Source organism: Psychrobacter sp. PSi21, from assembly GCF_054960615.1.
On the sequence record NZ_JBHNYR010000006.1, the window covers coordinates 1 to 17926 of the forward strand.

Consider the following 17926-nt stretch of genomic DNA (forward strand, 5'->3'; position numbering starts at 1 on the left):
GTATCCAGGATAGGTAAATTGCATAATAGAACTCCTTATCTATTTCAACTGAATGATCAGTATTTGATCTAACCAGATAGCTTAGATAATGCTTTGAATTGAGTAGGAATAAAAGTCTTTATCTATTTCATACGTTTTGCATAGCCTCATCTATCGATGTCCTTTTATTTTAAAGATTTTTGTTCATTATTGAGTCCTTAAACTAAATAGCTCTACCGTTTTTTCGGACAAAATCAAATGCGTTTATTTCATTCATATCAGCCTCCCTATAGACCGTGAAATCCTCAAATATCAAAATATCGCTGAGATCCCCTTGTATATTCGTGGGTAGACCGCCTGAAATCACAATTTTGTTATCGACTGTATAACGAGAGAGGAGCACCAACGTCTCAAGTTGAAACTGCGCATAGTCGCCAGTATTGAGAATACATCCTTGTAAACTTTCTACTTCTATAAATCGTCACATAGTCACTACCGCCGCCTACGCCTATTTTGTTCTGTATCACAATGTCAATGCAGGTGTTATCAACACAATAATGTGCAACAGATTTTGGATGAAACATAAAATATATGACGGTGCAAAAAGTAGCTAAAACGACTAAAAGGCCTATCGCTATATATTTCATATGATTTCCAGCTCAAATGATGACGTACTGGACGCCATCATTTTAACAACACGCTATTATAAGAAGATTATAGTTAAATTGAAGACACTGCCCAGTAGCGACCGATTGCTATTTAATGATAGACTAAAATAACCAACAAAAGACAGCCTTTAATCAGGTTGTCTTTTCTTATTGCAGTATGACTGGACGCGCTTGCGTCACGGCCACTCTGACAACGCCAAATATCATTTAGATCGCAAGAAGAAACCAGTATGGCAAACCTCGAGAGCACAGCGGTGATACCCGCGCATCAGTCATGGATCGGCATCATTCAAATCATCACCGCGGCGGTCTGCTGGGGGACGCTTGGGATATTCTCGACCTACCTCAATCAAATCGGCTTTAGTGGGTGGCAGGTGACGATATTACGCATCGTGACGGCGGCAGTGATTATCTTAGCCATGTTACCAACCCTATGGCCACAGCTGGTCAAATTGCAAGCCAAGCAGTGGCTTGGACTGGCAATGCAGTCTTTGATCGGCGTGCTGGGGATGTCGGTGTGCTACTTTTTTGCCGTCAGTTACGTTGGCGCTGGTCCTGCGGTGGCGCTGCTGTATACCGCGCCTGTGTTTAGCTTGCTGTTTTCAAGGTTTTTACTGAGCGAGTCCATCACGCGCAAATCTATCGCGCTGGCATTCATGGCGGTTTTCGGGGTTGGTTTGACGATGCTGGGCGAGCAGGCACAAGTCAATTGGGGCATTTTGCTTGGCTTGGCGGCAGGGATGTGTTATTCCTTATACGGCGTGCTCGGTAAGCGTGCGATGCATTACGCACACCCTGCCCCATTGGTGTTTTTTACTTCTGTGGTCATCAGTGCGTGCGGACTGCTGCTACTGCCTGAGACGTACCAGACGTACGCGCAGCTATTCACCTTGCCATTATCAACTTGGGGTTATGTGTTAGGGCTGTCGCTCTTGGGTACGGTCGTTCCCTTTGGCCTTTATATGAAAGCATTAGAGAAGCTGCCCGCCTCTCGTGCTTCTGTTTTTACGATTTTTGAGCCGTTGACGGCGATTGCGCTGGCAATGATACTGCTACATCAAGCTCTGTCTTGGATTCAATATCTGGGCGTGACGCTGATTTTGCTGGCGGCGTTGTTAAATGCAGTGGTTAATGGCACAACCACGCGCGTCCCTCGTTGGCTTAAAAGACGGTAAACGGTCTAGTTTGACTGTTTGATATTGTACGATGGCCAAATCTAAATAAAAAAAGCCCCAACCATGACCACATGATTGGGGCTTTTTTTATTCATACTGTGAACGCTCAATCAATAGCGTTAATCTGAGTATCACTATTCACTAATACGTTGTAAAAACGCTTGCGTACGTGGGTGCTCGGAGTCTTCAAACAGCTGCTTGGCGCTGCCCTCTTCGACGACATGACCATCTTCGATCAAGACCACGTGGTCTGCCACATCACGAGCAAAGTTAATCTCGTGCGTGACCACCACCATCGTCCAGCCTTCAGAGGCCAGCTGCTTCATGGTCGCCAGTACATCTTGTACCAGCTCAGGATCAAGCGCGGACGTTGGTTCATCAAATAACAGCAAATCAGGCTCGATCGCCAGCGCGCGGGCAATACCGATACGCTGCTGCTGACCACCAGAGAGCTGAAACGGATACAGCTCCGCTTTGTCTGCCAGTCCTACTTTTTCAAGCAGCACCAACGCATCTTTACGCATTTCAAACTTGTTTTTACCTTGTACCACTGTCGGGCCGAGCATCAGATTTTCAATCGCGGTTTTGTGCGGGAACAAGTTATACGACTGAAAGACCATGCCTGACTTACGCTGCAATGCCAGCAGCTCTTTTTTGCTGGGTTTACTGCCAAAATCAACACTCAAGCTGTTGTCATCAAAAGCAATCACCCCTTGATCAGGAATCTCAAGGGCATTTAAGCAGCGCAAAAAGGTGGTTTTACCTGAGCCTGACGGCCCCAGTATCACCACCACATTGCCTTTATTGATCGTCAAATCAATACCTTTTAGTACCTGATTGCTGCCAAAGGCTTTATGAATATTTTTGATTTGGATCATAGCCATTCCTATTGTGATGCGATTGCGGCGTATCGCTTATTTTGCCACGTAACGATCGAGCCTGTGTTCAAGTTTACCTTGCAAAAAGCTTAAGAACAGACAAATCGCCCAGTAAATAATCGCCGCTTCGGTATATACCAGCATAAACTCATAGTTACGTGCGGTGATGATCTGCGCTTGTTTAAACAGCTCGGTGACCAATACCAGTGAGGCAAGCGAGGTCTCTTTGACCAAGCCAATAAAGGTGTTGGACAGTGGCGGTACCGACACGCGCAGTGCCTGCGGCAAAATGACATGACGAAATGTTTGCAAATAGGTCATGCCCACTGTGGTACCCGCTTCCCACTGGCCCTTTGGTATCGACAAAATCGAGGCGCGTACTGTCTCTGAAGCATACGCGCCGATATTGAGCGAAAAGGCAATAATCGCTGACGGAAACGGATCAAGCTTGACGCCAACGCTGGGCAGACCGTAGAAGATGATAAACAGCTGTACCAGCATTGGTGTGCCGCGAATGGCAGACACGTACACGCGAGCTAAGCGGTAGAGAATCTCATGCCAAATGCCTGCCCGTGGCACAATACGAATCAATGCCACACACAGCGCAATGCACATCCCGATCGCAAACGATATCAGCGCCAGTGGTATTGAGTAGTAAATACCACCTTTGAGCATCGGCCAAAACGACGTGATGACGATTTGGGCGCGCTCGGGGGTCATAAATGGCAGTATCGCCAATAAATCAGTAAACCACGTCATTAGTTTTGTTGGCTTATATCAGACCCAAAGAACTCTTCACTCAGCTTGGTGAGTGTACCATCCGCTTGTAACTCAGCCATAGCTTCATTTACTTTAGCAACCACGTCGTCATCGCCTTTACGGAAGACGATACCTGAGCCTGTTTTTTCACTCGCAGGCGCTTTTAATTTGATCTCAAGGCCGCTGTTTGGGGTCTTTTGTAGATAGTCAAGCACGGCCAACTGATCGTTCATGGTGAAGTCAGCACGGTCTTGCTTGACCAACTGTACCGCCTGCGCCATACCGTCGACAGCGACAACCTCTGCACCATATTTTTCTGCCAACTCACCATAGTTACTGCTGAGTGACTGCGCTGAACGTAGGCCTTTTAACGCTTCCCATGAGCTGTAACGGTTGTCCTCATTTTTGGCCAATACCACGGCACCTGACCAGCTATACGCAGTGGCTTTGTCATATTTGGCTTTACGCTCAGGGGTGGTGAGGCTGACTTGGTTGGCGACCATATCAAAGCGCTCTGAGTCCAAACCTGCCAGCATCGCGTCCCATTGGGTTTCTTTAAAATCAACATCGACGCCAAGCTTGTCTGCCACCGCGCGCGTGACTTCCACATCATAGCCGGTCAATTTGCCGCTTTCGTCATGATAGGTAAACGGCGGGTAAGTGCCTTCTGTACCGACATTGATGGTGCCGCCATTGTTGATACGCTGTAACAACTCTGAGCTACCGTCAGTGGCAGCAGCAGTGGTATCTGTGGGTTCCGACTGGCTACAAGCGGCCAGTAAGATAGTGCTGGCGATTAAGGTTAACAAACTGCGACGTTTCATAAGGTGTCCTTATGTGAAAGAGTGAGCATACCGCGCGTCCCGCCACGAGCAGCCAATACGGTGCTTGAGTAGGAAGATCGGGGTATAAAAACAGCAATGATTATACCGCGCCCGATAAGCGAGGTATCCATCACCATCAAAAAATGAAGGTTTATATATATTTGGTTGCACGATTTGAGGACAATAGGCTTATTTTTCAATAGCTCTGTCAAAATCAATAGCACCAAGAGGCGGCTATAATACCGCGATTGCGGCACTGATAACGTAGCTAAACCGTGAACATCATCCAGCAAAAGAACATACTGGGCTATAGCTCGCCTGAAAACTGATAACGATCGCCCGCATGCCACATCTTAACAAACGTCAACGCACGACCTGCTGAGTAGGTTTGGCGACTCAAAACCAAGGTCGGCGACTGCGGCGTGATTTGCAGTGCTTCTGCCACATCGACGGGCGCCGCGAGGGCCCGTATGGTATAGCTGCCACTCTCTAGCGGGATTTTGGCAACCAGATAATCACTGGTGTTGACCATGGTGAAATCTTGGTCGATAAAATGTGGGACTTTTTTGGCATCGACCCAGCGCTCTTCAAACTGAATCGGCTCACCGTCAGCGATATGGATGATTTTGACCTCATATAACACTGGCGCGTCATCATCACTTTCGGCGCTATTGTTTGCCGTGCTTGATGGGGCAATGTCAAATTTGCGGCGCATTTGCTCATCAAGCATGTCCATGCTGATGGCGCGCTTATGGATAACTCTGGCCTGATAATTGCGATTGGCCGATTTGAGGTCTTCGGCGATGTTGCGCACCTCGACAAACGTATGATTGAACTGCTGCTGTGCCACAAAAGTGCCTGAGCCTTGGCGCCGCTCCAATACCCGCTCCTCACTCAGCTCTTTGAGCGCGCGGTTTACCGTCATCCTTGAGACACCAAACTCCTCAGCCAGCGCCAGCTCAGTCGAAATTGCTGCCCCAGCAACCCATTTGCCCTGATGTATGTTGTCCAATATGGCGTTTTTGATACGCAAGTATGCAGGAATGGTTTTCGTTTTCATTTTGGTCATCGTCATGGCTGTCTGTGGTCGAAAAATCCCCTTATCATAACATGCTTATCTCACGCTCAAATGCCCCAACCTTATACTATTTGGGCAATAGACCATGCCAAAAACGGCACAGCCATAAAAAAATACTTGCAACCCCGATACATTCTTGATAATTTGTATATACAAATAGAGACATGGCTCATGTAGCCCCACTTGCTACCTCATTTGTTTACCAAATCCCATTAAGGAATGATGATGACCAAACAGACCGCCACTTATACCCGCCGTGATGAATCGCGCAATATCGCCGCGCCTACTGGTAGCACCTTGCACTGCAAGAGCTGGTTGACCGAAGCGCCCTATCGCATGCTACAAAACAACCTACATCCTGATGTCGCCGAAAACCCAAAAAGCCTCGTGGTCTACGGTGGTATTGGCCGCGCTGCGCGTAACTGGGAAAGTTATGACCAAATCCTAGAGTCACTGACAACATTAGAAGATGACGAGACATTGCTGGTGCAATCTGGTAAACCCGTCGGCGTCTTCCAAACGCATGAAAACGCACCGCGTGTATTGATCGCCAACTCAAACCTAGTACCCCGCTGGGCAACGTGGGAACACTTTAACGAGCTCGATCGTAAAGACTTATTTATGTATGGTCAGATGACCGCCGGAAGCTGGATCTATATCGGCACCCAAGGCATCGTCCAAGGCACTTATGAGACCTTTGCCGAAGCAGGCAATCAGCATTATGACGGCAGCTGGGAAGGTCGTTGGATATTAACCGCAGGTCTAGGCGGCATGGGCGGCGCGCAGCCACTAGCAGCCACTTTTGCAGGCGCAACGTCATTGAACATCGAATGTCAGCAGTCCAGCATCGATTTCCGCTTGCGTACAGGCTATGTCGATAAACAAGCTGATGATCTTGACCACGCCTATGAGTTAATCAAACAACATACCAAAGCTGGCGAAGCGGTCTCAATCGCCCTACTCGGTAATGCCGCCGATATCTTGCCTGAGATGGTCAAGCGCGCGCGTGCAGGTGAGATCAAACCTGACTTGGTCACCGACCAAACCTCAGCGCATGATTTGATCAATGGCTACCTACCAAGCGGCTGGACGGTAGAGGAATGGAAAGCCGCGCAAGAAGACCCAGAGCAACATGCCGCGCTAACCAAAGCCGCCGCCGCCTCTTGTGCGGTACACGTCCAAGCAATCTTGGATCTGCAAGCGATGGACATCCCAGCGACCGATTACGGCAACAACATCCGTCAGGTGGCCTTTGATGAAGGGGTGAAAGATGCCTTTAATTTTCCAGGTTTTGTACCCGCCTATATCCGCCCATTGTTTTGCCAAGGTAAAGGCCCATTCCGCTGGGTGGCGCTCTCAGGCGATCCAGAAGACATCTACAAGACCGATCAAAAAATCAAAGAGCTGTTCCCAGAAAACACCCACGTCCATCGCTGGCTCGATATGGCAAAAGACCGTATTCAGTTCCAAGGCTTGCCTGCCCGTATCTGCTGGTTAGGTCTTGGTGAGCGCGACAAAGCAGGTCTCGCCTTTAATGAAATGGTCAAAAATGGCGAGCTTAAAGGGCCGATCGTCATTGGTCGTGATCACCTAGATACTGGCTCTGTTGCCAGTCCCAACCGCGAAACTGAAAGCATGCAAGATGGCTCGGATGCGGTCTCAGATTGGGCGCTACTAAACGGTATGCTCAATGTCGCAGGCGGTGCAACGTGGGTCTCACTGCATCACGGCGGAGGCGTCGGCATGGGTTACTCGCAGCATTCAGGCATGGTCATCGTTGCCGACGGTACAGATGCGGCCGCCAAACGCTTGTCGCGAGTACTGGTCAATGACTGCGGCTCAGGCGTCATGCGTCACGCCGATGCAGGTTACGAGCTGGCGATTAAGACCGCCAAAGATTATGGCCTCAATCTACCAATGATCAAATAGCCATTGAGCCATTGTCATATGAATGCCACATTACCGCCGCATATGCCACCGCCCAGCGGTCACCGATCAGCTCGCAAGCATCGCATCATCAAGGGTCAGTATTAAGCGCACAGCCAGACGGTAAGGACAGGCCGCAATGACTGCCAGCAGACGCACTCATTGCGGTATCCGTAACGATCAAGGAGGATAAGATGAGCGATACCAACGACACGTTGACCAGTGAGGCGGGCGGTAACGCTGAGACTGATACACCGTTACTGTCGAAGACGCGGGGGCTGATTCAGTTGATTGTGTTTAGCACCATCGGTCTGGTAATGTTTTTTGTGCCCTTTACCATTGGTGACAAGAGCACCATTTTGTTTGACCACGGCGCAACCTATTTGGTCAAACAGCAGCATACATTAGCGGTTATTTTGCTGATGCTGCTCATGCTCTATGGCGTGGGCAAGCCCTTTTTTGATGGCTCATGGCGCGACAACATCACCTCGATGGTATTGACGGTGTTTAAAGTTCTGGGGTTAGCGCTGGCGATTTTATATCTGACAGGCACCGCGCCCGCCTTTATGATGGAAGCGGATATGCTGCCGTTTCTGTTTGAAAAGTTGGCGCTCCCTGTGGGTATGATCGTCCCGCTGGGTGCGTTGATTTTGGCCTTTTTGGTCGGCTTTGGCCTACTTGAGATGTTTGGCGTACTGATGCAGCCTATCATGAAGCCGATTTGGAAAACGCCTGGGTCTTCAGCGATTGATGCGGTGGCTTCCTTTGTCGGTAGCTATTCTATTGGCCTGCTGATTACCAATCGCGTCTATCTGCAAAAGCAATATTCAGCGCGTGAAGCGGTGATTATCGCCACTGGGTTTTCGACCGTATCGGCGGCGTTTATGGTGATTGTGGCCAAAACATTAGAGTTGATGGCCTTTTGGAATCTGTTTTTTTGGTCGACGCTGGTGATTACCTTTATCGTCACCGCCATTACGGCGCGTATTCCACCGATCAGCCAATTTGATAACCATGCTGAGCGCCCAGCGCTGGATCATCAGCGCGGCAAACGGCTGGCTGCGGCGTTGGATTTGGGGCTGGCGACCTCACGCCGCGCCACAGATTTAAAACATATCTTGTGGTCAAATTTTAGAGATGGCCTGACCATGGCTGCCGCTATCGTGCCCTCCATCATCGCCGTGGGATTAACAGGGCTGATACTGGCAAAATATACGCCTGTGTTTGATGCGCTGGGTCTACTGCTCTACCCCTTTACATGGGTCAGCGGTTTGCCTGAGCCGTTAGCGGCTGCCAAAGGCATGTCAGCTGGCTTGGCTGAGATGTTTTTGCCTGCACTGCTACTGAGTGATGCGGATATTTTGGTACGCTACGTGGCAGGCGTGATTTCCATCAGCAGCGTACTGTTTTTCTCCGCCATGATCCCCTGCGTGTTGGCGACAAAAATACCGCTATCAGTTGGCAAGATGATGATCATTTGGTTGCAGCGCGTGGTACTTAGTATTTTGCTGGCGGGCGCATTTGGCCAGTTGGCACTGCACTTCAACTGGATCGGCTGACATATTAACCCTGTAAATTATCAAATGGCATGGCGTACTGCTGCTGCCATTTTCGCTGGATAAAAGTACAGTAAACATAGCTTAAATACAGCATTGTTATGAATAATACACAACTGATTATCCCCTTTATTGCTTTATGATGACGCTGAAAAACATCAATAGCCCATATTAACAATAGGAATTTGGTCATGACCACCTCACACCGCACCAACACTCAGAGCACTACCTTTGATCTGATACCGCGCCAATTAAGCTTTGCTCAGCTGCGTAGTATTTATGATCACACAGTCCACGTAACGCTACCCGCCAGCGCCTACGCTGATATTGACGCCTCACACAACAATGTCAAAACCATCATCGAGCGTGACAAAAGCGCTTATGGTATCAACACAGGCTTTGGTTTGCTGGCCAAAACCCGTATCAGTGATGACCAGCTTGAGCTGCTCCAGCGCAACCTCATCATCTCGCATTCTGTCGGTACAGGCGAGCGCCTGCCTGATGGTGTGGTACGCCTCATCATGGTGATGAAAGTGGCCAGCCTTGCCCAAGGTGTCTCAGGTGTACGCCGCTTGGTCATTGATGGCTTGTTGGCTCTGATCAATCACAACATCATCCCTAATATTCCAGCCAAGGGATCAGTGGGCGCGTCAGGTGACCTTGCGCCGCTCTCACACATGACCCTTGCCCTGATGGGTGAAGGCGACGTGTATGTGAATGGTGAGCGGGTAGAGGCTGCCAAGGCCCTTGCCGCTCACGATTTAGAGCCGATCACCCTTGCGGCAAAAGAAGGTCTGGCCTTGATTAATGGCACCCAAGTCTCGACCGCTCTAGCACTACGCGGCTATTTCTTAGCGCGTGATTTGCTAGAATCCGCCACCATCGTCGGCTCACTCTCGATTGATGCGGCAAAAGGCTCAGATGCCCCATTTGATGCGCGTATCCATGAAGTGCGCGGTCATCATGGTCAGATTCAGATCGCCCAAGCCCATCGTCATCTGATCGAAGGCAGCCAAATCCGCGCCTCACACCAAGGCGAGCAAGACGACCGCGTCCAAGACCCTTACTGCTTACGCTGTCAGCCGCAGGTGATGGGTGCGTGCCTTGATATCATCAATCAAGCAGGCAAAACCTTGTTGATCGAGGCCAATGCCGTAACCGATAACCCGCTCATTTTTAACAACGAAGATGGCCCTGTTGCCATCTCAGGCGGCAACTTCCACGCCGAGCCTGTCGCCTTTGCTGCCGACACTTTGGCCTTGGCGATTGCAGAGATTGGCTCAATGTCTGAGCGCCGTGTGGCCTTGCTGATCGATGCCACATTGTCTGGGGGTCTGCCGCCATTCTTGGTCGAAAATGCTGGGGTTAACTCAGGCTTTATGATTGCGCATGTGACTGCTGCTGCACTCGCCTCAGAAAACAAATCTATCGCTCACCCTGGCAGTGTGGACAGCATCCCCACCTCAGCAAACCAAGAAGACCATGTATCAATGGCGACATACTGCGCGCGCCGCCTTCATGAGATGGCACACAACACGGCCACCATCATTGGTATTGAGCTGCTTGCCGCAGGGCAAGGTATCGATTTCCATCGTGAGCTTGAAACCTCTGAAAAGCTACAGGCCGCCCATCAGTACTTACGCGAACAAGTCAGCTTTTATGACAAAGACCGCTACCTCGCCCCTGATATCGAAGCCGCCAAGCAGCTGATTATGGACGGTACGCTCACCCAGCATTGGCAAGAACTGCGTGCTGACTGGTACCACGCAGAGTGATGCGTCCCCATTGAGCTCAGATCGTTTGATAACCATTCAGGCACGAGTAGCCAGTCTTGTCTACTCGTGTCATCGCCGTTGATAAGGAGCTTTGTAATGACGACCACCGTACATCACATGCCAGCGGACACCACCCTTTGGACAGGACGTGCCGAGCCGTTTGAGACTGACCGCGCTCGCTACTGGTATCAAATAGCGCAGCCTTACGACAAGCAGGCCGTTGGACTGGTGGGGTTTGCTTGCGATCAAGGGGTGCGGCGCAACCAAGGCCGCGTGGGTGCTCGCGCGGCACCACCTTTGCTACGCCAAGCATTTGCCAAACTGCCCATCACAGGGGCGCTACAACGCCGTTATGAAGACCATGATGACCGCTTAAGCCATTTGTTAGGCGATGCTGGAGATATTGCATGTGTTGATGGCGATCAGCTGGCAGATGATGTGCTTGAGCAAGCGCAGCAGCAGTATGCCGATGCCATCACAGCGGTTGTAAACCAAGGCGGTCTTGCCATTGGACTGGGCGGCGGTCATGCGATTGCCTATGGCAGTTTTTTGGGATTATGGCAGGCGTTTCAGACTGATAAAAATACAGACACCACGTTGCCAACGATTGGCGTGATTAACTTTGATGCGCACCTTGATGTACGTCAAGCGCCCGTAGCCACCTCAGGTACGCCATTTCGACAAATCGCCGAGCATGTAGCGGCCAACGATCAGCCTTTTCATTACTGCTGTATTGGGGCCAGCCGTTTTTCTAACACTGCCGCCCTCTTTGACCGCGCCGCTGAGCTGGGCGTAACCGTTATCAGTGATGAAGACTGCGAGCAGTTGCCATGGGAAGACCTATCAGCGCGGTTAGATGACTTTATCAATGCAGTCGATGTGGTGTATGTCACCATTGATATGGACTGCTTTCCAGCGGCGATCGTCCCAGGTGTCAGCGCCCCAGCCGCTCATGGCATCGCTTTGCCACTGGTTGAACGCAGCATCAAGCACATTATGGCGACTGGTAAAGTCAAGATCGCCGATATCGCCGAGATCAACCCCAACTTTGATATCGACCAGCGCAGTGTCAAAGTGGCCGCGCGCCTACTTGCCACCATCACTGAACAGCACCTACTGACCCAGTAGCAGGAGTCTATTATGACGAGCAACATCGTGCACCCAACACCCGATGCACAGGCCAGCACACCCGCTAGCCTTGATGTGAGGCGCGCTTTTGACCGCGTCATTATCAATGCCAATCTGGCTACTTTCTCACCGCAGTATGGCTTTGACTTATATGCATCAAAAGCATTAGAGGATGCCCAAGCAACGCCTTATGGACAACTTTTTGAGGCCGCCATTGGGATCAAAGACGGCCACATTGCGTGGATTGGCAGTACCGCAGAGATGACGCCGTATTTGCCGCACTATACAGCCACACAAATCACCGATGCCAATGGCAGTTGGATAACACCGGGGCTGATCGATTGTCACACACATTTGGTTTATGCTGGCAATCGCAGCAATGAGTTTGAAGCGCGCCTAGAGGGCATCAGTTATAAAGCGATCGCCGAACAAGGCGGCGGTATTCTCTCAACCGTCAATGCCACACGCGCCGCCAGTTTTGATGTACTGCTGACGCAAAGTGAAAAAAGACTTGTAGCGCTACTCAAAGAAGGCGTGACCAGCATTGAAATCAAGTCAGGCTACGGCCTAGACCTTGATAGCGAGCGCAAAATGCTCAGCGTGGCCAAAGCACTGGGCAAAAAATACAATGTCCATATCAGCACCACGTATCTTGCTGCTCACGCCTTGCCGCCTGAATATCAAGGGCGATCAGATGACTACATTGAGCAAGTGTGCGCGTGGCTGCCGATTCTGCATGCAGAAGGCTTGGTCGATGCCGTCGATGGCTTTTGTGAAAATATCGGCTTTAGCACCGAGCAAATGCGGCGCGTGTTTGATACTGCACGCGCGCTTGGGCTCCCCGTCAAGCTGCATGCCGAGCAACTCTCAAACATGGGTGGCAGCGCCTTGGTTGCAGAATACCAAGGGCTATCCAGCGATCACTTAGAGCATTTGTCCGCTAATGATATCGCAAAAATGGCCGCCAGTAATACGGTCGCCGTGCTGCTGCCCGGCGCGTACTACACGCTGCGCGATACTACGTTACCGCCGATTGCAACGCTGCGCCAGCATCAAGTAAAAATGGCCGTCTCGACCGACTCCAACCCCGGCACCTCGCCTCTCACCTCACTGCTACTGGCGATGAACATGAGCTGTACACTGTTTTATCTCACTACTGAAGAAGCCCTTGCTGGCACCACCGTACATGCGGCAGAAGCGCTGGGGCTGACACACCAAGGCAGAATAGAAACGGGCTGTGCTGCTGACTTGGTACTGTGGGACATTACCCGCCCCGCCGACTTGTGTTATCAGATCGGTATCAACCCGATTCAAGCGATCATGCGTGGCGGGTGCTGGCAATAACTCGCACAGGTGCCGTCAATGCACAATAAAAACCACTAAAAAGCCCCGAGCAAATCGTCGGGGCTTTTTTATATCGCGTGATCAATCACTTCAAACCGTACCCACACAGCCTGTTACTCAAGATGGTTTATGTCTCCTCTCAGGCTGGCACAGTAGCACTATCAACGCTTGGTACAGTCAGCGTGCTTGTGGCTGATTCATTTATGACTGCTTCGTTTATGGCTGGCTCATTTGTGCTTAACTCATTGCTCGTTGCCAAATGCGCTACCTCTCGCGTACCTGCCGCAATATGAGCACACATCACCACGTCGCTCAGTTTTTGCTGGACAACGGTATGCGCTGCTTGCGCCATCTGTGAATCAACGGACAAATGCAGTCGTGACGCGCCTGTCCCGACCCATAAGCGCTGTTTGTTGCGCCCATCTGCTGACTGATTAGGATAAATATTCAAACGCTCGTTGGCCTCATATAAGATATCTTGTACGCGCGAATGATCAGCGGTACAGGCGCCATAGCCATCGACAATACCGATAGACAATAACTTGTGACTGGGCAAATGATCAATCACCTGCGTCACATACTGCTTGGGCTGAGCAAGACGTGTGATATCAATATGGATACCGCTGACAGGCAAGTTACAAACCGTGTGGCAGTTGTTGCCTAATGTACCAAAATAGCTGGCAACGATTAACTTCGGCGGCGTCTGCTGTAAGCCGTTATATGCGCGCTCAAATGCTTGTTGCCATGAGCCATCTAAATCCAGTGACAGAATCGGCTCATCCATCTGTACCCATTCCACCCCTTGCTGATCAAGTTGATTGAGCAAATCTGCATAAACAGGCAATAAAGCATCTAAATGTGCCAGCTTATCATCATGCTTTGAAACCGCTAAATATAAGAAACTCACAGGACCAATCAATACCACCTTAAGTGCTGTATCAGTTTGCCCACTTTGTGTGATAACTGCCTTAGCATCAGCGACTTGCTGAAGAATAGGCGTAAAGTCAGTGTTGCTAAAGCTCTCATCTGCTTCAAGTTCAGGCACAAGATAGTGACCATCAGTATCAAACCATTTGGCCATTTGCCATGCAGCAGCATCCTGACACTGACCAGTACGATCATGGCCATAGGCAAAATAAAACTGACGATCAAAAGTATCTAATGCCGCGCTACCTTGAAAGCGCGGCGGCTGCACCCCAAAAGCAACTGCTTGACTAAACAGCACATCATAATGGCCAAAATCACCTGTGGTAATGATATCCAATCCTGCATCGATTTGATCTTGGATACGGCGATTAAACGCTTCGAGTAGTGCCACTTGGGTCTCAGTCTTGTCTGTAATACCAGCCCAATACGGCTCTAAAGCAAGCGTGGTTTCGCAGGTGGTATCAGTGTGTGGATAGCCCAAAATATGGCTTGGCACAGTAGTTGATAGCGCAGTTGTGGTCATGACCGACTCCATTGATAAAGCTCAGTGTTGAACAACCTGAATCCAGGTATATGATGGCATAATCATAACCCGCTACCTTTATGAATAAAAATCAATTTATTTAATCTAAATTGAAAATTATTCACTATTTATTATTAACAGATAACCAAAAAAACGATTTTATATATTTGTTATCTATTGATTTTAAACGTATTTATCGATTTATATCCAATTTTTTCTATATATGTGAACGGTGCATATATGACCCAAAAATTCGAACGGCTACTAACGATTGATTTTATCATAGACCGCTTGCAATCATTCCTGCTTATCGACTGATTATTATAGCGCCGCAAGGAGTAGCCATCGCTTAGCCAAGAGACTCAACAGATATCTTTTATAACAGATACCCCACTGTTTTACTCAGGATAGTCGATTTTTACGCTTAAAACCTTTTTATTGATATATAAAACAAACTTTCATATGAAAAATGAATAAAATTATCTGAGTGAAAGGTAATATAATCTTATTCAATGGTTAAATTTGATGACTAATGGCTTTAAATCTAATAATGTGATATCAATATAATTAGTAAGGCATTATAATAAAAGTTCTTGGCACAAAACTATTTTTGAGTGTTATCAACAGATGGTTTGTATCCATTCAACAATCAGTCATAGAGATTATTCATATGCGTACAGATTCCTTTCAGCAGATTCTAGAAGATCTAAACAGCTCCTCAGCAGACGTAGAAGCGTCCGCCCTCATTTCAAACGATGGTTTGATGATTGCCTCGGCACTGCCTTTGGGGGTTGACGAAGATCGTGTCGGCGCGATGTCAGCGGCACTGCTATCATTAGGAGATCGTGCAGGTCATGAGCTTGCTCGTGGTAGTATTGATCGCATCATGATTCAGGGTGAAAAAGGCTACGTGATCATGACCTCATCTGGCGACGAAGCCGTGTTGACCGTTATGGCAAAACCCAATGCCAAGCTTGGTTTGATTTTCCTAGACATTAAACGCGCATCACAAGCCCTTGCAAAACTCATTTGATTGAGTATAGCGACCGATACTGATACCCTTTGGTGACTCGGCAGTATGGCGCAGATATTGCAATAAATAAGTAGGTAGCATGCTCAAAGACAGCCACCACCTGACCAATGATGATAACGATAAATAAGGAGATTATTATGGGTTCTCCACTTCCTGATGCCAAAAAACCTGATGTGCCTGCTGAGCAAATCACGTTGACCTATCATGATGGAACCTCAAGAACGGTTTATGACTCTGGTGTTGAACGGCCCTACCCTGATGGTAAATTGATTGTTTCGCGTACCGATTTGGACGGTGTTCTCACCCATGTGAACGATGCCTTTGTCGAAATCAGTGGCTATGATGTCGACGAGCTTATCGGCAAACAACACTACATTTTACGCCATCCTGACATGCCAAAAGCGGCCTATGTTGACCTCTGGCAGACGGCTGAGTCGGGGCAAAAGTGGCACGGTTATGTCAAAAACCTATGCAAAGATGGCAGCCATTACTGGGTCTACGCCACTGTCGTGCCAAATGTCCGTCACGGCAAAACCGTTGGCTATACCTCAGTTCGCCGTAAACCCTCACGCAGCAAGATTGAAGCGGCGATTGCCCAATATGCTGACATGAAACAAAAAGAGGAAGATTAAATCATGACCGATAAAACGTATAACATGTTAATCGCCCCTGATTTTTCCCCTGAGCGTTTTTCTGGCTGGCACATGTTCAACACTTTGGTGCAAAAGCGGGCAAATTTGCACATGCATTTAAATATGCCAAGCTCTTATGCTGAGCAAGAAGCGCTTATCGCAGCAGGCAATATCGACGTTATTTATGCCAATCCGTTTGATGCCACCACATTGATTCGTGAAAAAGGCTATCGCGCGATTGCCAGACCTATTGGCAAAGCGGATGAAATGGTCATTGCTGCAGCAGCAGGAAGTGATATCAACAGCCTAGAGGATGTGGCAGCAGGGGCTACCGTCGCTATGGCCAACAATCGCGATGTCAAACTGATCGGCTTGCGATTGCTAGAGGCGGTGGATTTGACCGATACCGACCTCAACTGGCAGATCACTGAAACCTATCAAGCAGCCGCGCGGCATGTGATTAAAGGCGACGCGCAAGTGGCATTTTTCCTATCAGAAATCTTTCATAGCTTTTCTCGCTTAACCAAAGCGCAGCTTACCGTATTGATTGAAAGTGACCTTGCTGACATCAGTCACGTCTTACTCATCAAAGATGATCTGGCTGACGCTCAGCAACTGACCGATACGGTACTCAGCTTCGGTGATGACGCAGATGGCAAAGACACGCTTACTGAGCTTGGTATGCCAGAGGGTTTTGAAGCCATGAGCGAAGAAGACGCTGAATTTATGATCGACCTGATGGAAACTCTGCTCGATTAGACGCTTACTATCACAGTACAGGCAAGCATGACTGCGGTTATGTTTGCACCAAAAACACGATTGTGCAACGCCCCTTATCACTGCTCTGCGGTAACAGAAAAGGCAAATCGATATCACTGGTGACTGACTGTTGATTAAAATGGTATAGACCTTATAACGGCCGTATTCACGGTGCATATAAGGCTGAATTGATAATCACAGCCGCTGATAGCTGCGATTATTTCAATGATCTGTAGTATCACTTTTAAGATCGAGGAGCTTATTATGGCTGACCTACCGACCCTTGGAGAAAGCGAATTGGCGGCACGTCACGCTTTTCGCTACTATTCGCGCAAAATTTTTGCCGCGCCTGACAATCATTATTACCACAAAAAGCGCATCAACGCCGCTTTATTATTAAATGAAAAAGAACCACTGCAAGGCGCGGTTGCTGACTTTTTTTATGGTTGCTGGTATGATATCCCTTATGATATCGAGGATATATTTTTGCTTATTGAAGGGCGCTTGCATCCACAAATTGAACAGGCGTTTCGCAACTGTATTCATAAGCTCGATTACATCAAACACAGTAGCGTTTTTGCCACGCGCTGGAGCGTATTGGTCACGCCGTCATTTAATGTCGAGACACACCGTTTACGCATCAGTAGTGACGATGCCAAAGAAATTGCCAAAAATATCACTACCGAGCTGATGACTGCGCGTGAGCAAGAAGATATCCATAATATCAGACAGATTGAAAATGAGTTTTTTGCACACTGCTTGGCTTGTAATGATCGCTTGGCCTTCTCCATCGTCTGGTTTCGACTGGGTAAAAGTGATTGGCAGTTTGATGACCGCTGGTATGAGTGCCAAGAACAGTTGGAACAAACCCATGCTCATGCAAGTACGGATGATGATATAAGTAAACCTTGATAAGTCGCAACCTTGATAAATCGCAAATGTAATAACGGTAAATATACATA

The 17926-nt window shown here is 48.8% G+C and carries 15 protein-coding genes; 10 read left to right on the top strand and 5 right to left on the bottom strand.

Annotation, left to right across the window (positions count from 1 at the left end; all coding sequences use genetic code 11):
• The first annotated feature begins 877 nt into the window (after positions 1-877).
• On the top strand, positions 878-1822 hold the full coding sequence (locus tag ACFI32_RS05450; protein ID WP_462625498.1) for a DMT family transporter: 945 nt from the start codon (positions 878-880) through the stop codon (positions 1820-1822).
• Between the two features lie 134 nt (positions 1823-1956).
• Here the strand turns inward: ACFI32_RS05450 and ACFI32_RS05455 are convergent, their stop codons facing one another.
• The 4 genes from ACFI32_RS05455 to ACFI32_RS05470 all read right to left on the bottom strand — a co-directional run bounded on the left by ACFI32_RS05455 (position 1957) and on the right by ACFI32_RS05470 (position 5352).
• Positions 1957-2700, bottom strand: coding sequence for an amino acid ABC transporter ATP-binding protein (locus tag ACFI32_RS05455; protein ID WP_462625499.1), 744 nt, complete (start codon positions 2698-2700; stop codon positions 1957-1959).
• A 36-nt stretch (positions 2701-2736) separates the two neighbouring features.
• The gene (locus ACFI32_RS05460) at positions 2737-3459 is read right to left on the bottom strand and encodes an amino acid ABC transporter permease (protein ID WP_462625500.1); all 723 of its coding nucleotides are present in this window, start codon (positions 3457-3459) and stop codon (positions 2737-2739) included.
• Positions 3459-4283, bottom strand: coding sequence for a transporter substrate-binding domain-containing protein (locus tag ACFI32_RS05465; RefSeq protein ID WP_462625501.1), 825 nt, complete (start codon positions 4281-4283; stop codon positions 3459-3461). The genes ACFI32_RS05460 and ACFI32_RS05465 overlap by 1 nt, the downstream gene beginning before the upstream one ends.
• A 307-nt stretch (positions 4284-4590) precedes the next feature.
• Complete coding sequence (locus ACFI32_RS05470) at positions 4591-5352, bottom strand: UTRA domain-containing protein (RefSeq protein WP_462625634.1); 762 nt, start codon at positions 5350-5352, stop codon at positions 4591-4593.
• 234 nt (positions 5353-5586) lie between these two features.
• On the opposite strand from ACFI32_RS05470, the gene hutU reads away from it, so the two are divergent.
• The 5 genes from hutU (at position 5587) to hutI (ending at position 13090) form a co-directional block, all read left to right on the top strand.
• A complete protein-coding gene (gene hutU, locus ACFI32_RS05475; RefSeq protein ID WP_462625502.1) occupies positions 5587-7290 on the top strand; it encodes a urocanate hydratase in 1704 nt (567 codons plus the stop codon).
• Between the two features lie 191 nt (positions 7291-7481).
• Entirely contained in the window at positions 7482-8846 is a 1365-nt protein-coding gene (locus tag ACFI32_RS05480; RefSeq protein WP_462625503.1) for a YjiH family protein, read from the top strand.
• Positions 8847-9034: 188 nt separating this feature from the next.
• Entirely contained in the window at positions 9035-10618 is a 1584-nt protein-coding gene (gene hutH / locus ACFI32_RS05485; protein WP_462625504.1) for a histidine ammonia-lyase, read from the top strand.
• Between the two features lie 96 nt (positions 10619-10714).
• Complete coding sequence (gene hutG, locus ACFI32_RS05490) at positions 10715-11746, top strand: formimidoylglutamase (RefSeq protein WP_462625505.1); 1032 nt, start codon at positions 10715-10717, stop codon at positions 11744-11746.
• 12 nt (positions 11747-11758) lie between these two features.
• Positions 11759-13090, top strand: a complete 1332-nt coding sequence (gene hutI / locus ACFI32_RS05495) for an imidazolonepropionase (protein ID WP_462625506.1) — start codon at positions 11759-11761, stop codon at positions 13088-13090.
• Between the two features lie 139 nt (positions 13091-13229).
• Here hutI and ACFI32_RS05500 read toward each other — a convergent pair whose 3' ends face one another.
• Positions 13230-14540: a uroporphyrinogen decarboxylase/cobalamine-independent methonine synthase family protein gene (locus ACFI32_RS05500; protein ID WP_462625507.1), complete on the bottom strand. Its 1311-nt coding sequence runs from the start codon at positions 14538-14540 to the stop codon at positions 13230-13232.
• 670 nt (positions 14541-15210) lie between these two features.
• On the opposite strand from ACFI32_RS05500, the gene ACFI32_RS05505 reads away from it, so the two are divergent.
• The 4 genes from ACFI32_RS05505 (at position 15211) to ACFI32_RS05520 (ending at position 17876) form a co-directional block, all read left to right on the top strand.
• Positions 15211-15573 (top strand): roadblock/LC7 domain-containing protein, encoded by a 363-nt coding sequence (locus ACFI32_RS05505; RefSeq protein WP_462625508.1) that lies wholly within the window; start codon positions 15211-15213, stop codon positions 15571-15573.
• A gap of 137 nt (positions 15574-15710) precedes the next feature.
• The gene (locus tag ACFI32_RS05510; protein ID WP_462625509.1) at positions 15711-16205 is read left to right on the top strand and encodes a PAS domain-containing protein; all 495 of its coding nucleotides are present in this window, start codon (positions 15711-15713) and stop codon (positions 16203-16205) included.
• A gap of 3 nt (positions 16206-16208) precedes the next feature.
• The gene (locus tag ACFI32_RS05515; protein ID WP_462625510.1) at positions 16209-16964 is read left to right on the top strand and encodes a PhnD/SsuA/transferrin family substrate-binding protein; all 756 of its coding nucleotides are present in this window, start codon (positions 16209-16211) and stop codon (positions 16962-16964) included.
• Positions 16965-17228: 264 nt separating this feature from the next.
• Complete coding sequence (locus ACFI32_RS05520) at positions 17229-17876, top strand: hypothetical protein (RefSeq protein WP_462625511.1); 648 nt, start codon at positions 17229-17231, stop codon at positions 17874-17876.
• The last annotated feature ends 50 nt before the right edge of the window (positions 17877-17926 follow it).

Excerpts from the sequence above, each read along its gene's own strand:
- ACFI32_RS05450 (WP_462625498.1), top strand. The coding sequence starts at position 878 with ATGGCAAACCTCGAGAGCACAGCGGTGATACCCGCGCATCAGTCATGG.
- ACFI32_RS05455 (WP_462625499.1), bottom strand. The coding sequence starts at position 2,700 with ATGATCCAAATCAAAAATATTCATAAAGCCTTTGGCAGCAATCAGGTA.
- ACFI32_RS05460 (WP_462625500.1), bottom strand. The coding sequence starts at position 3,459 with ATGACGTGGTTTACTGATTTATTGGCGATACTGCCATTTATGACCCCC.
- ACFI32_RS05465 (WP_462625501.1), bottom strand. The coding sequence starts at position 4,283 with ATGAAACGTCGCAGTTTGTTAACCTTAATCGCCAGCACTATCTTACTG.
- ACFI32_RS05470 (WP_462625634.1), bottom strand. The coding sequence starts at position 5,352 with ATGACCAAAATGAAAACGAAAACCATTCCTGCATACTTGCGTATCAAA.
- hutU (WP_462625502.1), top strand. The coding sequence starts at position 5,587 with ATGACCAAACAGACCGCCACTTATACCCGCCGTGATGAATCGCGCAAT.
- ACFI32_RS05480 (WP_462625503.1), top strand. The coding sequence starts at position 7,482 with ATGAGCGATACCAACGACACGTTGACCAGTGAGGCGGGCGGTAACGCT.
- hutH (WP_462625504.1), top strand. The coding sequence starts at position 9,035 with ATGACCACCTCACACCGCACCAACACTCAGAGCACTACCTTTGATCTG.
- hutG (WP_462625505.1), top strand. The coding sequence starts at position 10,715 with ATGACGACCACCGTACATCACATGCCAGCGGACACCACCCTTTGGACA.
- hutI (WP_462625506.1), top strand. The coding sequence starts at position 11,759 with ATGACGAGCAACATCGTGCACCCAACACCCGATGCACAGGCCAGCACA.
- ACFI32_RS05500 (WP_462625507.1), bottom strand. The coding sequence starts at position 14,540 with ATGACCACAACTGCGCTATCAACTACTGTGCCAAGCCATATTTTGGGC.
- ACFI32_RS05505 (WP_462625508.1), top strand. The coding sequence starts at position 15,211 with ATGCGTACAGATTCCTTTCAGCAGATTCTAGAAGATCTAAACAGCTCC.
- ACFI32_RS05510 (WP_462625509.1), top strand. The coding sequence starts at position 15,711 with ATGGGTTCTCCACTTCCTGATGCCAAAAAACCTGATGTGCCTGCTGAG.
- ACFI32_RS05515 (WP_462625510.1), top strand. The coding sequence starts at position 16,209 with ATGACCGATAAAACGTATAACATGTTAATCGCCCCTGATTTTTCCCCT.
- ACFI32_RS05520 (WP_462625511.1), top strand. The coding sequence starts at position 17,229 with ATGGCTGACCTACCGACCCTTGGAGAAAGCGAATTGGCGGCACGTCAC.